We start from the raw sequence: 13,540 nt of genomic DNA on the forward strand, positions 1-13,540 counted from the left end.
ACCCGGCGCCTCACGGCCCAGGCTTCGCGCCGCCCATGGGCCTCGCCGATCTCGGGTCCCGACTCGGAGCGCGGGTGCTGGACGTCGGCCTCTGGTTCGTCGGGTACTTCCTCACGGGCGGCCTCCCGCTGAGTATGTGGATCGACGCCGGAGGCGGTGAGACGGCCCAGGCGGTGCTGGTCGGATGGCTTGCCCTCTCCTTCCTCATCTACTTCCCTGTCTGTGTCGCCGAGTTCGGCTCGACCCTGGGCAAGCGCATCTGCAAGGTCCGGGTCGTGGACCGTGAGTCGGGGCTGAACATCGGTTTCTGGCGCGCTCTGCTACGAGAGGTCTGCTGGCCGGCCTTTTCCCTGGTCCCAGTACTCGGGTTGCTCAACTCGCTGTGGTGCTGCTGGGACAGGCCGTATCAGCAGTGTCTGCACGACAAGCTCGCGGAGACGGTGGCCATCGAGCGCTGAGGGCCCCCGTTTCTCTCGACCTCTTCGGCCAGGACCAGCACCTGCTGATACTCGGCGACAACGAGTGCGGCAAGACGAACCTGCTGAAGCTGATCGCCGGAAGGCTCGCCGAACGCCACTCGGAGAGGGACCTCGTCTTCGGCATCTACGACCCACGGCGCGGTCTGCGCGGCACGGTCCCGGAGCCCTATCGCGGCGGCTACGCCCACAACGCCAAGCTCGCCGCTGCCCTGTCCACCGGCATCGCCGCCGAACTGGACAAACGCCTGCCGGAGACCGCAGACCCCGACGCCGTCCCCGAGGACGAGACCGGACCGGCCTTCACGGGACCGCGGATCGTCATCCTCGTCGACGACTACGACATCCTCACCACCGCAGGACAGCAGCCCCTGGCTCCCTTCCTGCCCTACGTCTCCTCAGCCCAGGACATCGGCCTGCACTTCGTCATCGCCCGCCGCGCCGCCGGTTCCTCCCGTGCCCTGTACGAGCCGCTGCTGACCACCTTGCGTGAGACCGGCAGCACCGCTCTGCTCATGACCGGCGATCGTGCCGAGGGCCAGATCTTCCCCGGTGTCCATCTCTCACCGCAGCCGCCGGGGCGGGGCACGCTCGTCCGACGAGGCCGTCCCCCGCAGCTGATCCAGACCGCCCTGGCAGGGGAGGAGACGAGGTGACCAATGACGTCATCGCCCTCACTCGCGCTATGCCCGACCTGCCCACCCTCCTGACGGGCCTCTACGCGGGCGGCCCCGAGCTGGGCGTCAACAGCCTGGCCGGCGGAGCTGTCGTCCAGCTCTGCGCGCCCGACGGCCGCCCACTGGTCTCGGTGGAGGCACCCCTCCTGGTGCAGGTGCCCGGCGAGACCACCCGCCTGCTGGGCCGTACCGGACGGGAGGCGCCGGTGTGGTGGACCGAGGCACGGGCCTCCACGTCGAGTTCAGAGGCCGGGCGGCTCGCGGGGTCCTTCGCGGGACGGCTGGCCACGGTGCTCGACGGCGCGGTCTGGCCGCCCGGAGCGGCCACCACGGATGTCGTGCCTCTGACCACGGACGTCTCCGCCGTGCCGGTACCCACCACCGGCACACCGTCCGTGGATGTTCTCACCCCGACCACCGCCGTGGTCATCCAGGACCGCCCGCTCGTTCCCCTCACCAGCTGGCTCTCCGACGCCCTGCGTGCCGCGGCCGAGAGCGAGCGTGCCCTGCAGATGGTCACCCCACCCACCGCACGCCTCACCCTGCCCACCCGCACCGCCCTGCACGGTTTGCCCAACCGCTGGGTGGTCCAGGACCCCGACCACGGCTACTACGACGGCCTGTCCGGTGCCGTACTCCACTGGAAGGACGGCACCTTCACTCCCGTACGCGACGAGAACGGGAAGGCCTCGGCTGCGGGAGCCTTCACGGGGGCCTCCGTCGGTGGTGAACGTCAGTTGCTCCTCACCCTTCGTACCCGCCACGCACCCGACGCCGATCTCGTGCTGGGCCGGTCCCTGGAATCGGCCTTTCGGTGTCTGACCGGTGGCCCTCCCGCCGGCTGGAGCACAGCCGAGCCGGTCAACCTCCGCTGGTCCACCCGCGAGCTGACCGATCTGGCACGGGCGCGTGCACCACGGCCCACCTGGCTGGTCGTCGTCGGGTCGCCCGACCGTCCCGCGATCGCCACGGTCCGGGTGCTGCGTACGTCGGCAGGCGTGGAGGAGGACGTCACCGTGGCATTCGGCTACGGGGAGGGAGAGCACCCGCCGGTGGACTCGCTGCCAGGACTGGCCGCGGAATTGGATGCCGGGCACGGCCTCGTCACGCTGCTCGCGTCGCTCCGTGCCGCGCGCAGGGACCTCACGGTCTCCGCTCGCCTCGAAGGCCCGCCGCTGCCCGTCACCTTCGCCCTCGGCCGTGCGGAGGGCAAGCGCCTCGGCCACACCGCTGAGGCCGTACGGCACTACCGGCTGGGCGACGGAACGGACGCCGCCGCTTGGGGGCGGTTCCGGGACCTTCTCGCGCGGCTGGGGCTGCAAGGGGAGGCGTCGGGGCAGGCGGGGTGAGCGCCGTAGAACCTCCGGGTGAAGGGAGCGGCGAAACGGCAGCCTCCTGGTTGTAAGGCGACTATGGTGGAGCCATGGCAGAGAACACGACCATTCAGGTGTCCCGCCAGGCTCGCGACCATCTCGCGCAGGTCGCCAAGGAGCGGGGGATGACCCTCGGCCAGCTGGTCGAGCTGCTGGCTTCGGAGCAGCCGACGGCGGAGCAGATCGCGGAGCGGGTGGCGGCCACGCGTTCCGCGCTGCGTGAACGGCTGGGCTGCACGCTCAGCGACGAGGAGTTCGACAGCGGGCCGAATGTGCTGGCCAACATCTACGCGATGGCTGCGGACAAGACCCGGGCCCTCCGGGAGAACGCCGCGTGATCATTCTCGACGCGGGTGCGGCACTGGCGCTCGCCCACGGTCACGAGGCTCTCCACCGCCTCGCCGACAACGTCGCGCACACGCCCGGTGACTGGCTGCACCTCCCGGCGCTGTGCCTCATGAAGGCCGAGGAGAGCGAGGCGGACGTCGGGAGCGCGCTGATGGCGCTTCCGGGTCTGCAGGTCGATCCGCTCGGTCAGGCCGCGGCCGTCACCGTCGGCGGGATGGTGCGTGACGGCTGGGGCGGGGCCGACACGTGTCACGCGCTGTACGTGGCGACCCCGCACCTGGACACGGGGGGCATGTCGATCATCCTGACGGGTCGGGAGTCCCTGTACCCGCCGGGCTTTCTCACCGTCGACATCGACGCCCCTGGCATGCTCGGCTACCACTGACCCCCGCCCGCGAGCGGGCCGTCCAGGGCCGCCCACTGCAGGAGCATGATCGTCTTGCCGTCGGTGATGCGGCCGTCCCGGGCAAGGCCAAGTGCTCCGTGAAACCTCGCGGTACCGCGTCCTGGACCTGGACTACCGCGTCCTGGACCTGGACCGGATCGCCGGTCTGATCACCGGCGCGGTACCGGACGACCCCGTCGGGGGGGCAGCTCACGGAGCTGGGGATGAGGGTGCTGACGGCCGGCTGACGCGTACGCGTCTAGGGCACCTCCGGCGGCGGCTTCGGCGCCCCCGGCAGCCGGACGGTCGCCGTCGTGCCGCCGCCCTCCGCCGGGGTCAGGGTCACCTCGCCGCCCGCCTGCTGGACCGTGCGGGCCACGATCGACAGACCCAGGCCGGATCCCGGCAGGGCGCGGGCCGACGGGGAGCGCCAGAAGCGGTCGAAGACGTGCGGGAGTTCGTCGGCGGGGACGCCGGGGCCGTGGTCGCGGACGGTGAGGACGCCGTCGGCGAGGCGTACGTCGACGGTGCCGGACTCCGGGCTGAACTTCACCGCGTTGTCCAGGATGTTGACGACCGCGCGCTCCAGGGCCGCCGGTTCCGCCCGTACGTACCAGGGCTGCACGTCGGCCGTGATGGTCAGCTCCGGGCCGCGCAGGCGGGCGCGGCGCAGCGCGGACTCGACGGCGTCGTGCCACGGGAGGATCCGCGTGCGGCCCTCGTGCTGTCCGGTGTCCGGGCGGGACAGCTCCTGGAGGTCGCCGATCAGCGCGGCCAGCTCCGTCATCTGCGCCTTCACCGAGGCGAGCAGCGCCTTGCGGTCCGCCTCCGGGATCGGGCGGCCGGTCTCCTCGCTGCGGGTGAGGAGTTCGATGTTCGTACGGAGCGAGGTGAGAGGGGTGCGCAGTTCGTGGCCCGCGTCCGCGATGAGCTGCTGCTGGAGGTCGCGGGAGCTGGCCAGGGACGCCGTCATGCTGTTGAAGGACCGGGAGAGGCGGGCGATCTCGTCGTCGCTGTCGTCCTCGACGGGGATGCGGACGGTCAGGTCCTCGGTGCGGGCGACGTGTTCGACGGTACGGGTCAGTTGGTCGACGGGGCGCAGGCCGGTGCGGGCGACCCAGAGGCCGGCGGCACCGGCGCCGATCACCCCGGCGCCCGCGACGAAGACGAGGACGAGGGCGAGGTTGCTGAGGGAGCGGTTCACCTCGCTGAGCGGGCGGGCGGCGGAGACGGCCACATCCGGCAGGCCGGCCACGCGGTAGGTGAACACCCGGTACTCGGCACCCTCCGGCCCCTTGGCGTCGTGCAGCGCGTTGATGGACTCGCCCTCGGCCACCGCGTGGTCGGAGTCCGTGAGCGGGACCTCCTCCGTGCCGATGATCAGACAGCTGCCACCCGCGCTGTCGACGACCTGGACGGATGAGCCGAAGGGATTCTGCTCGTGCGTGACAGGATCGTGGGCGCACAGGCCGGTGCGGAGGTTGACGTACTGGCTCACCTGCTGCCGGTCCATGCGGTTCGCCTTCAGGGCCTCGTCCAGCGAACTCACCAGCACGCTCTTGACCACGAACCAGCAGGCCACCGCCGCCGCCGCCACCGCGAACGCCACCGCCGCCGCCACCAGCAGCGACAGCCGCGCCCGGATGGGCAGGGCGCGGAATCGGCGTACCGGTCCGCTCACTCCGCGCCGCCCTGCCGCAGCACGTAGCCGACGCCCCGGACGGTGTGGACCAGGCGCGGTTCGCCGCCCGCCTCGGTCTTGCGGCGCAGGTACATGACGTACACGTCGAGGGAGTTGGACGACGGCTCGAAGTCGAAGCCCCAGACCGCCTTGAGGATCTGCTCCCGGGTGAGGACCTGGCGCGGGTGCGCCATGAACATCTCCAGCAGGGTGAACTCCGTGCGGGTCAGCTCCACCGGGCGCCCGGCGCGGGTGACCTCCCGCGTCGCCAGGTCCATGGTCAGGCCGGCGAAGGTGAGGGTGTCGTCGTCCTCGGCGGTGGCCTCCACCGCCGCCGCGTAGGAGCTGCGGCGCAGCAGCGCGCGGATACGGGCGAAGAGTTCGTCCAGTTCGAAGGGCTTGACCAGGTAGTCGTCGGCGCCGGCGTCCAGGCCGGTGACCCGGTCGCCGACGGTGTCCCGGGCGGTCAGCATCAGGATGGGCGTCGTGTCGCCCCCGCCGCGGATCCGGCGGGCGGCGGTCAGGCCGTCCATGCGGGGCATCTGGATGTCGAGGACGACGAGGTCGGGCCGGTACGCCGCGGCCTTCTCCAGGGCGTCGGCGCCGTCGACGGCGACCTCGGTGCCGTATCCCTCGAAGGCGAGGCTGCGCTGGAGGGCTTCGCGGACCGCCGGCTCGTCGTCGACGATCAGGATGCGCTGGACGTCTCGGTCGCGGTCGGCGTCTGCGGGGCTCATGGGTTCAGCGTCGCACGTTCGTCGCGGGTACTCGTGACCGCTCAGTTGCTCGCACCCGCGCGCAGGTCGGGCAGGTCGGCCTTGACGGTGTTGACCGGGATGGCGAAGCCGAGGCCGACGCTGCCCGCGCTCGCGGACGCCTCGGTCGCCGAGTACATCGCGGAGTTGATGCCGATGATGTTGCCGTTCATGTCGATCAGCGCGCCGCCGGAGTTCCCCGGGTTGAGGGAGGCGTCGGTCTGGATCGCCTTGTACGTCGTCGTGGACGAGCCGGTGTCGCCGTTGAACTCCTGGCCGCCGAACTCGAACGGCCACTGGCCGCCGCCCTGCCCCGGCTGTTGCTGCTGCTGCCCCTCGTCGGTCGAGACGGTCACGTCGCGGTCAAGGGCGGAGACGATGCCGCTGGTCACGGTGCCGGTCAGGCCCTCGGGCGAGCCGATGGCGACGACCTGGTCGCCGACCCCGACGGCGTCCGAGTCACCGAGGCTCGCGGCCTTCAGACCGGAGGCGTCCTCCAGCTTGATCAGCGCGAGGTCCTTCTTGCTGTCCGTGCCGACGACCTCGGCGGTGTACTGCTTGCCGTCGCTGGTCCTCACCTTGACCGACGAGGCGCCGGAGACGACGTGGTTGTTGGTGATGATCTCGCCGTCGTCGGTGATGATGACGCCGGAACCGGTGGAGGAGCCGGCGTTCGAGGTGGCGCTGATCTCGACGATGCTGGGGCTGACCGCCTTCGCGACCCCGGAGACCGTGCCCTTCTGGCTGGAGGGCACCACGTTCGTGCTGGTGGCGGAGGCGACGGTGTCGCCGCCGGTCAGCTCCTGGATGCCGTAGGCGGTGCCGCCGCCGATGGCCGCCGCGACGATCGCCACGGCCGCGAGCAGCGCGACGGGGCCGCGACGGGCCCGGCGCCGCTGCTGCGGCTGCCCGGGCTGCCCGTCGGCGGCGAACCCGGCGTGGTGTGCCGCGGGCGGCTGGGTGGGCGGGGGCGGCCACTCGGGGTTGACGGGAGAGGAGGCGTGCTGCCGGGCACCCTGGTACGGGTTCTCGTACGGGTTCTCTTGCGCGTGCTCGTACTCGCCGTTGCGGCGGAGGCTCTCGGTCATGTCCATGAGCTTCGCGCCCGAGGATGAGAGCGGCCTGAGTGCTGCCTGAGAAGCCCGGCAGAACCTCGTATGCCCGATATAAGGAAGGCTCCGGGCGGGTGCTACACGCAGCCGCAGGACTGCCGTACGACCAGCTGCGACGGGAACACCTTCAGCCGCTCGCGCCGGGAGCCCGCGACCCGCAGGCCGTCGTCCAGGACCAGGTCGACGGCGGCCCGCGCCATCGCCGGACGGTCCGAGGCGACGGTCGTCAGCGGCGGGTCGGCGAGATCCGCCTCCTTGATGTCGTCGAAGCCGGCCACCGCCAGCTCGCCCGGCACGTCGATGCGCAGCTCACGGGCGGCCCGCAGCAGGCCGATCGCCTGGTCGTCGGTGGAGCAGAAGATCGCCGGCGGGCGGCGCGGCCCGGCCAGGATCTCCAGGCCCACCTTGTAGGCGTCGTAGCGGTTGTACGGCGCCTCGAAGAGCCGGCCCTCGGTGGACAGCCCGGCCTCCTTCATCGCGCGCTGCCAGCCCTCGACGTGGTCGGAGACGGGGTCGCCGACGGACGGGGTCTCGGCGGTGCCGCCCATACAGGCCACGTACTCGTAGCCGTGCTCCAGCAGGTGGCGCACGGCGAGCTGGGCGCCGCCGAGGTCGTCGGTGACCACGGCGACGTCGTCGATGGCCTCGGGCCGCTCGTGCAGCAGGACGACCCGGGCGTCCCAGGCGTCGATCTCGGCGGCGGCCAGGTCGTTCAGGGCGTGGCTGACCAGGATCAGGCCGGAGACGCGCATCCCGAGGAAGGCCCGCAGGTAGTGGACCTCGCGCTCGCCGACGTAGTCCGTGTTGCCGACCAGGACCATCTTGCCGCGCTCGGAGGCGGCCTGCTCGACGGCGTGCGCCATCTCCCCGAAGAAGGGCTGGCGGGCGTCCGGGATGATCAGGCCTATGAGGTCCGTGCGCCGCGACGCCATGGCCTGGGCGACCCGGTCCGGGCGGTACCCCAGCTCCTTGATCGCGGCGAGGACACGCTCGCGCGTGGCCGGGGCGACCGGCCGGGGTCCGTTGTTGATGACATAGCTGACGACGGCGGTGGAAGTTCCCGCCAGCCGCGCCACATCATCCCGAGTCACCTTGGCCACGCGCGGAGTCTACGCGGATGGACCCGCTCCGGGCAGGGCGTATCACACCTTGGATGACCTTGCCGCCGCCGTGTCCGGGGCCTCCGCCCCGTCCTCCGCCCCGGCGGGCGCCGTCTTCTCGCGCGCCGTCGTCTCCCGCTCCGCCTTGTCGGACTTCGCCTTCTCCGGCTTCTCCGGCGTGACGAAGCGGTAGCCGACGTTGCGGACGGTGCCGATCAGCGACTCGTGCTCGGGGCCGAGCTTGGCGCGCAGCCGCCGTACGTGCACGTCGACCGTGCGGGTGCCGCCGAAGTAGTCGTAGCCCCACACCTCCTGGAGCAGCTGGGCGCGGGTGAAGACCCGGCCCGGGTGCTGGGCGAGGTACTTGAGCAGCTCGAACTCCTTGAAGGTCAGGTCCAGGACCCGGCCCTTGAGCTTGGCGGAGTACGTCGCCTCGTCCACCGAGAGGTCGCCGTTGCGGATCTCCATCGGGGAGTCGTCGCCGACGATCTGCTGGCGGCCCATGGCCAGCCGCAGCCGCGCCTCGACCTCCGCCGGTCCCGCGGTGTCCAGCAGTACGTCGTCGATGCCCCAGTCGGCGGTGACGGCGGCGAGGCCGCCCTCGGTGACCACGAGGACGAGCGGACAGCTGAGCCCCGTGGACCGCAGCAGCTGGCACAGGCTGCGGATCTGGGGAAGGTCACGGCGCCCGTCGACGAGGATCACGTCGGCGCCGGGGGTGTCGACGAGGGCCGGGCCCTCCGCCGGAGCCACGCGGACGTTGTGCAGCAGCAGGCCGAGGGCGGGGAGCACCTCCGTCGACGGCTGAAGGGCGTTGGTGAGGAGCAGCAGAGAGCTCATCGCGCCCCACCTGCCCGGGTCGTCCTACGGTCGTGCACGCTTCGCTCGCCCATAACGTCTGGTTCCTCCTCGGTCCCTGCGAGGACGTTTACGGCACTGCTTCGTACGGTGCGGATCCCGTGCCCGTGGGGCCCGCCGTGCGTCCGGGAGGTGAACGATCGGCCACGCTCCTGGAAGCACAAAAGGACCCGGGGGCTACGTTGCCCGAGTCCTCTACGCAGCAGAATAGCCGACATGAGCTACCGACCGTCAGGTCATGTGGCGCGTTCCACCCCTCGTCCAGGGAATCGTCCGCATTCCGAGACGCCCGGGGGAGCGCCCCGCCGCATGCCCGCACGCACCTTCCTGCGCAGCGCCGACGGGGTCCGGATCGACGCCGTGTACAAGCCGGCGGCGACCGGCGGTGACCCCTCCGACCTGGTGTTCGTCGTCGCGCACGGCTTCACCGCGGGCGCGGACGAGGCGCACGTGCTGCGCATCGCGCGGAGGTTCGCCCGGTACGGCGCCGTGGTCACCTTCTCCTTCCGGGGCCACGGTGCCTCCGGCGGACGGTCGACGGTCGGCGACCGCGAGGTCCTGGACCTGGCGGCGGCCGTCGCGTGGGCACGCGGCTTCGGGCACGCGCGCGTGGTGACCGTCGGCTTCTCCATGGGCGGCTCGGTGGTGCTGCGGCACGCGGCGCTGTACGGCCCGGACAGCGCGGCGCGGACGGACGCCGTGGTCTCGGTGAGCGCGCCGGCCCGCTGGTACTACCGGGGCACGGCGCCGATGCGCCGGCTGCACTGGATGGTGACGCGCCCCGAGGGCCGGTTCGTCGGCCGCTACGGCTTCCGCACCCGCATCCACCACCTGGCCTGGGACCCGGAGCCGCTGTCGCCGGTGGACGCGGTGCCGCGGATCGCCCCGACCCCGCTCCTCCTCGTGCACGGCGACCGGGACGGCTACTTTCCCCTCGACCACCCCCGGATGCTGGCCCGGGCCGCCGGTGACCACGGCGAACTCTGGCTGGAGCCCGGCATGGGCCACGCGGAGCACGCGTCGGACGAGGCCCTGCTGGACCGGATCGGCGCCTGGGCGGTCAGCCGGGCGGGCTAGCCTGACGGTGTTCACCGTCAACTGATTGAGGAACCAGATGGCAAAGGTCACGGTGCGCTACTGGGCCGCCGCGAAGGCCGCCGCGGGGGTGGCCGAGGAGCCGTACGACGCGGCCACGCTCGCCGACGCGCTCGGCGCGGTGCGCGAGCGGCACCCCGGCGAGCTCACGCGCGTGCTGCTGCGCTGCTCGTTCCTCGTCGACGGCGACCCGGTGGGCACCCGCGGGCACGAGACGGTACGGCTGGCCGACGGCGGCACGGTCGAGGTGCTCCCGCCGTTCGCAGGAGGGTGAGCGATGACCGACCAGCCTTATCAGCCGCATCAGCCGCATCAGCCGCATCAGCCGCATCAGCCGCATCAGCGGTACGAGGGGTACGACGAGCACGGGAGATGGGTCGGGCGGGGCGGGTACGACGCCCAGTGGCCCGATCAGCAGACCCACCAGGCCCCTCAGGCTCCTCAGGGGTACGAGGACCCGAACGCCGGCCAGTACACGCAGCAGTGGCACGGGCAGACCTGGGAGACGCAGGTGCACCAGACCCAGCCGCCGGTCCAGGCGGAGGAGACGGCGTACCTGCCGCCTTACGGGGCCGAGCCGCAGCAGCAGTACCAGCAGCCTCCGGCACAGACGTACGCACCTCAGTACCAGTACCAGTACCAGCCGCAGCCGCAGCCGCATCCGCAGCCGCATCCGCAGCCGTACGATCCCGCGGCCCCGGCGCCCTCCGCCTCACCTGCCTCACCTGCCTCGCCCGCCCCATCCGTCTCTCCCGGCGACGCCGGCTACGGTCCGGCGACCCTCGCCGGGAACACGCGGGTGACCGACGCGCAGCGGGCCCGTGCCGAAGGGCGTTCGCCGATCATCGACCCGGGGATGCAGCCGGCCGGGCTCACCGCGCTGCTCGGGCTGCTGCTGGCCGGCGCGGCGGCGCTCGGCACGTACGCCCTCCTCGTCCCGCTCGTCGCCCTCCAGGCCGTCACCGCGGCGGGCTGGTTCCGCCTGAACGGCATGTGGCCGGCCCGGCAGGGCATCGCGCTGGGCTTCGCGGGCGCGCTGGCCGCCGACGCGGCGATGCTGGTGTCGGACCGCTCCCCGGCGGCGATCCTCGGCACGCTCGGGGTGTGGGTGCTGCTGTCCCTCGTCCTGCAACTGCGCTCGCACGCCGACCCCGACGAGCGGATGTACGGCCTGATGGCGACCGTCGCCGCGGCGGCCCTGGCCGTGATCGCGGGTGGGTACCTCGCCGCCGACGCGGACGCGGTGACCGTCGGCGCGGTCGCGGTGGCCGTGGCGGTCGTGGCCCGCGCCCTGCCGCTGCCCACGGCGGGGTCCGTGGTCGTCGCGCTGCTCGCGGCGGCCGGAGCGGGGATCGCGGTCGGCTCGGCGACGGACTTCGGGGCGTCGGGAGCGCTGCTCGGCGCGGGCGCGGCGGTGTGCGCGCTGATCGGCCTCCGGGTGGCGGCGTACGACTACCCGTCCCGTTTCGTCCACTTCACGGCGGGCGTGGCCCTGCCGCTGGCCGCCGCGGCGCCGGCCGTGTACGTGCTGGGCCGGGCGCTGGCCTGACCGCCGGGCGCCCGGCGCGGGGTGTCACAGGTGGTCTACAGAACCCGGGCGGCGCCACCCGTCCGGGTTACGCTCGCGCCTGGACGGCCACCGGCCGTCGGGGGACCGCTGTCGTCGACCGTCCAGGGTTGGGGAACTCCGCATGCGCGCACTGCGAATACTGTTGGTCGTCGTCGTGATCCTGGGCGGCCTCTTCGTGATCGCCGACCGTGTGGCCGTCAACTTCGCCGAGGACGAGGTCGCGGACAAGGTGCGCAGCACCGAGAACCTGCCGTCGACGCCGGACGTGTCCATCAACGGCTTTCCCTTCCTCACCCAGGTCGCCGGCGGTGAGCTGGACGACGTCCAGGTGGGCATCGACGGTTACGAGGCGTCCACCGGCAAGGGCGACGAGAAGATCCGCATCGCCGAGCTGCGCGCGGACATGAAGGGCGTCGCGTTCTCCGGCGACTACAGCTCCGCCACCGCGGCGACCGCCACCGGCACCGCGACCGTCGCCTACGACGAGCTGATGAAGGCCGCCAAGTCCGAGCCCACGGACATCGCTCCCGGCATCACCGCCAAGGTCATCGGCCTCTCCGACGGAGGCAACGGCAAGATCAAGGTGGCGCTCCAGGCCACGGTCCTGGGCGTGGACCTGCCCGAGCCGGTCGAGGTGCTCAGCTCGGTCAAGGTCAAGGACAACGACGTCGAGGTCGTCGCCGACGGCCTGCCGGAGATCGGCGGCCGGCAGCTCGCCGAGTCCCGGATCCGGGCCATCACCGACTTCCAGCAGACCATCGACGAACTGCCGGGCGGCATCGAGCTGGACAAGGTCGAGGCGGCGAAGGACGGCGTCGAGATCACGGTGAAGGGTTCGGACGTCAAACTGGCCGGGTAGGGACCCAAGGGGGCCGGAAGTCCGACAGGCGAGACGACGCCGTCCGTACCGCAGATGCGAAGGCGGGCCACCCGCCCGCCGGGCGTCGCGCGGCGCCCCGGGCCTCGCATTGATCCCACATTGCGGACGATCCCGTCTCAGGATGCGACACGCCGGTGACATGCCCCGGTATCCGTCCCTACGATCGGTACCCATGAAGCGACAGGCGGACCTCACGAAGCGGCGGGCAGTGGACCTGTGCCGCGTTGCCGCCATGCTCTGTCGCACCCTCTGACCGGACGGCGCCGCCGCCGTCCGTCCCCCTCACCCGCCCTGCCCAGGGCACCCGCGCGCCGCCGCACGGCCCGAGCGCGCGCACCCTCTCACCGCTCGCCCCGCCGCAACTGCCCCGGAGGAGAAAACATGAGCCGCAGCGACGTCCTGGTCGACGCCGACTGGGTGCAGGACCACCTGGACGACCCCAGCATCGCGATCGTCGAGGTGGACGAGGACACGTCCGCCTACGAGAAGAACCACATCAAGAACGCGATCCGGATCGACTGGACCCAGGACCTCCAGGACCCGGTCCGCCGCGACTTCGTCGACCAGGAGGGCTTCGAGAAGCTCCTGTCGAAGAAGGGCATCGCCAACGACACGCTCGTGGTCCTCTACGGCGGCAACAACAACTGGTTCGCGTCGTACGCCTACTGGTACTTCAAGCTCTACGGCCACGAGAACGTCAAGCTCCTCGACGGCGGCCGCAAGAAGTGGGAGCTGGACGCCCGCGAGCTGGTCGCCGGCGACGAGGTCCCGCAGCGCCCGACCACCGACTACAAGGCCAAGCCGCAGAACACCGCGATCCGCGCGTTCCGCGACGACGTGGTCGCCGCCATCGGCGCGCAGAACCTGGTCGACGTCCGCTCGCCCGACGAGTTCTCCGGCAAGCTGCTCGCCCCGGCCCACCTGCCGCAGGAGCAGTCGCAGCGTCCGGGCCACGTCCCGTCCGCGCGCAACATCCCGTGGTCGAAGAACGCCAACGACGACGGCACCTTCAAGTCGGACGACGAGCTGAAGCAGCTCTACACCGACGAGCAGGTCGACCTGGCGAAGGACACCATCGCCTACTGCCGCATCGGTGAGCGCTCGGCCCTGACCTGGTTCGTCCTGCACGAGCTGCTCGGCGTGGAGAACGTCAAGAACTACGACGGCTCCTGGACCGAGTACGGCTCCCTCGTCGGCGTGCCGATCGAGCTCGGCGCCAACAAGTAAGCC

14 protein-coding genes and 2 pseudogenes are annotated in these 13,540 nt (G+C 71.8%); 10 read left to right on the forward strand and 6 right to left on the reverse strand.

The genetic code is table 11. The annotated features are described in order from the left end of the window. The first annotated feature begins 35 nt into the window (after positions 1 to 35). From DMH12_RS21105 to DMH12_RS21125, 5 genes and pseudogenes are all read left to right on the forward strand, one after another. Positions 36 to 458: an RDD family protein gene (locus DMH12_RS21105; RefSeq protein ID WP_185832446.1), complete on the forward strand. Its 423-nt coding sequence runs from the start codon at positions 36 to 38 to the stop codon at positions 456 to 458. 2 nt (positions 459 to 460) lie between these two features. Then, a pseudogene (locus DMH12_RS21110) lies at positions 461 to 1,132 on the forward strand (type VII secretion protein EccC); the annotation flags it as partial. Beyond that, positions 1,129 to 2,502 carry a DUF6177 family protein gene (locus DMH12_RS21115; protein WP_125493066.1) on the forward strand — a complete coding sequence of 458 codons (1,374 nt, stop codon included), beginning with the start codon at positions 1,129 to 1,131 and terminating at the stop codon, positions 2,500 to 2,502. The pseudogene DMH12_RS21110 and the gene DMH12_RS21115, both read left to right, overlap by 4 nt. A gap of 74 nt (positions 2,503 to 2,576) precedes the next feature. Further along, complete coding sequence (locus DMH12_RS21120) at positions 2,577 to 2,864, forward strand: hypothetical protein (RefSeq protein WP_125493067.1); 288 nt, start codon at positions 2,577 to 2,579, stop codon at positions 2,862 to 2,864. Further along, on the forward strand, positions 2,861 to 3,259 hold the full coding sequence (locus DMH12_RS21125; RefSeq protein WP_125493068.1) for a hypothetical protein: 399 nt from the start codon (positions 2,861 to 2,863) through the stop codon (positions 3,257 to 3,259). Before DMH12_RS21120 ends, DMH12_RS21125 begins: the two co-directional genes overlap by 4 nt. Here the strand turns inward: DMH12_RS21125 and DMH12_RS39870 are convergent. The 6 genes and pseudogenes from DMH12_RS39870 to DMH12_RS21155 all read right to left on the reverse strand — a co-directional run. Then, positions 3,250 to 3,354, reverse strand: a pseudogene (locus tag DMH12_RS39870) (GDP-mannose pyrophosphatase); the annotation flags it as partial. The gene DMH12_RS21125 and the pseudogene DMH12_RS39870 sit on opposite strands and share 10 nt — an antisense overlap. Positions 3,355 to 3,518: 164 nt before the next feature. Continuing rightward, entirely contained in the window at positions 3,519 to 4,940 is a 1,422-nt protein-coding gene (locus DMH12_RS21135; RefSeq protein WP_125493069.1) for a cell wall metabolism sensor histidine kinase WalK, read from the reverse strand. Next, entirely contained in the window at positions 4,937 to 5,677 is a 741-nt protein-coding gene (locus DMH12_RS21140; RefSeq protein ID WP_125493070.1) for a response regulator transcription factor, read from the reverse strand. Before DMH12_RS21140 ends, DMH12_RS21135 begins: the two co-directional genes overlap by 4 nt. Before the next feature lie 41 nt (positions 5,678 to 5,718). Then, positions 5,719 to 6,783, reverse strand: coding sequence for a S1C family serine protease (locus DMH12_RS21145; RefSeq protein WP_185832447.1), 1,065 nt, complete (start codon positions 6,781 to 6,783; stop codon positions 5,719 to 5,721). A 101-nt stretch (positions 6,784 to 6,884) separates the two neighbouring features. Beyond that, positions 6,885 to 7,907 (reverse strand): LacI family DNA-binding transcriptional regulator, encoded by a 1,023-nt coding sequence (locus tag DMH12_RS21150; RefSeq protein ID WP_125493072.1) that lies wholly within the window; start codon positions 7,905 to 7,907, stop codon positions 6,885 to 6,887. Between the two features lie 42 nt (positions 7,908 to 7,949). Next, positions 7,950 to 8,747 (reverse strand): response regulator transcription factor, encoded by a 798-nt coding sequence (locus tag DMH12_RS21155; protein WP_125493073.1) that lies wholly within the window; start codon positions 8,745 to 8,747, stop codon positions 7,950 to 7,952. Between the two features lie 234 nt (positions 8,748 to 8,981). Between DMH12_RS21155 and DMH12_RS21160 the strand changes: the two genes are divergently transcribed. From DMH12_RS21160 to DMH12_RS21185, 5 genes are all read left to right on the forward strand, one after another. Continuing rightward, complete coding sequence (locus DMH12_RS21160; protein ID WP_185832448.1) at positions 8,982 to 9,842, forward strand: alpha/beta hydrolase; 861 nt, start codon at positions 8,982 to 8,984, stop codon at positions 9,840 to 9,842. Between the two features lie 37 nt (positions 9,843 to 9,879). Beyond that, positions 9,880 to 10,134: a MoaD/ThiS family protein gene (locus DMH12_RS21165; RefSeq protein ID WP_087808578.1), complete on the forward strand. Its 255-nt coding sequence runs from the start codon at positions 9,880 to 9,882 to the stop codon at positions 10,132 to 10,134. Positions 10,135 to 10,137: 3 nt separating this feature from the next. Further along, positions 10,138 to 11,409 carry a hypothetical protein gene (locus DMH12_RS21170; RefSeq protein WP_125493074.1) on the forward strand — a complete coding sequence of 424 codons (1,272 nt, stop codon included), beginning with the start codon at positions 10,138 to 10,140 and terminating at the stop codon, positions 11,407 to 11,409. 142 nt (positions 11,410 to 11,551) lie between these two features. Then, the gene (locus tag DMH12_RS21175; RefSeq protein WP_125493075.1) at positions 11,552 to 12,289 is read left to right on the forward strand and encodes a DUF2993 domain-containing protein; all 738 of its coding nucleotides are present in this window, start codon (positions 11,552 to 11,554) and stop codon (positions 12,287 to 12,289) included. Positions 12,290 to 12,691: 402 nt separating this feature from the next. Further along, a complete protein-coding gene (locus DMH12_RS21185) occupies positions 12,692 to 13,537 on the forward strand; it encodes a sulfurtransferase (protein ID WP_125493076.1) in 846 nt (281 codons plus the stop codon). Positions 13,538 to 13,540: the final 3 nt, after the last annotated feature.

It is taken from the genome of Streptomyces sp. WAC 04229 (genome assembly GCF_003947455.1).
Taxonomy (GTDB): Bacteria; Actinomycetota; Actinomycetes; order Streptomycetales; family Streptomycetaceae; genus Streptomyces.

Coding starts and splice junctions, on each gene's coding strand:
- DMH12_RS21105 (WP_185832446.1), top strand. CDS start 36: ATGGGCCTCGCCGATCTCGGGTCCCGACTCGGAGCGCGGGTGCTGGAC.
- DMH12_RS21170 (WP_125493074.1), top strand. CDS start 10,138: ATGACCGACCAGCCTTATCAGCCGCATCAGCCGCATCAGCCGCATCAG.
- DMH12_RS21145 (WP_185832447.1), bottom strand. CDS start 6,783: ATGACCGAGAGCCTCCGCCGCAACGGCGAGTACGAGCACGCGCAAGAG.
- DMH12_RS21155 (WP_125493073.1), bottom strand. CDS start 8,747: ATGAGCTCTCTGCTGCTCCTCACCAACGCCCTTCAGCCGTCGACGGAG.
- DMH12_RS21120 (WP_125493067.1), top strand. CDS start 2,577: ATGGCAGAGAACACGACCATTCAGGTGTCCCGCCAGGCTCGCGACCAT.
- DMH12_RS21185 (WP_125493076.1), top strand. CDS start 12,692: ATGAGCCGCAGCGACGTCCTGGTCGACGCCGACTGGGTGCAGGACCAC.
- DMH12_RS21140 (WP_125493070.1), bottom strand. CDS start 5,677: ATGAGCCCCGCAGACGCCGACCGCGACCGAGACGTCCAGCGCATCCTG.
- DMH12_RS21160 (WP_185832448.1), top strand. CDS start 8,982: ATGAGCTACCGACCGTCAGGTCATGTGGCGCGTTCCACCCCTCGTCCA.
- DMH12_RS21175 (WP_125493075.1), top strand. CDS start 11,552: ATGCGCGCACTGCGAATACTGTTGGTCGTCGTCGTGATCCTGGGCGGC.
- DMH12_RS21165 (WP_087808578.1), top strand. CDS start 9,880: ATGGCAAAGGTCACGGTGCGCTACTGGGCCGCCGCGAAGGCCGCCGCG.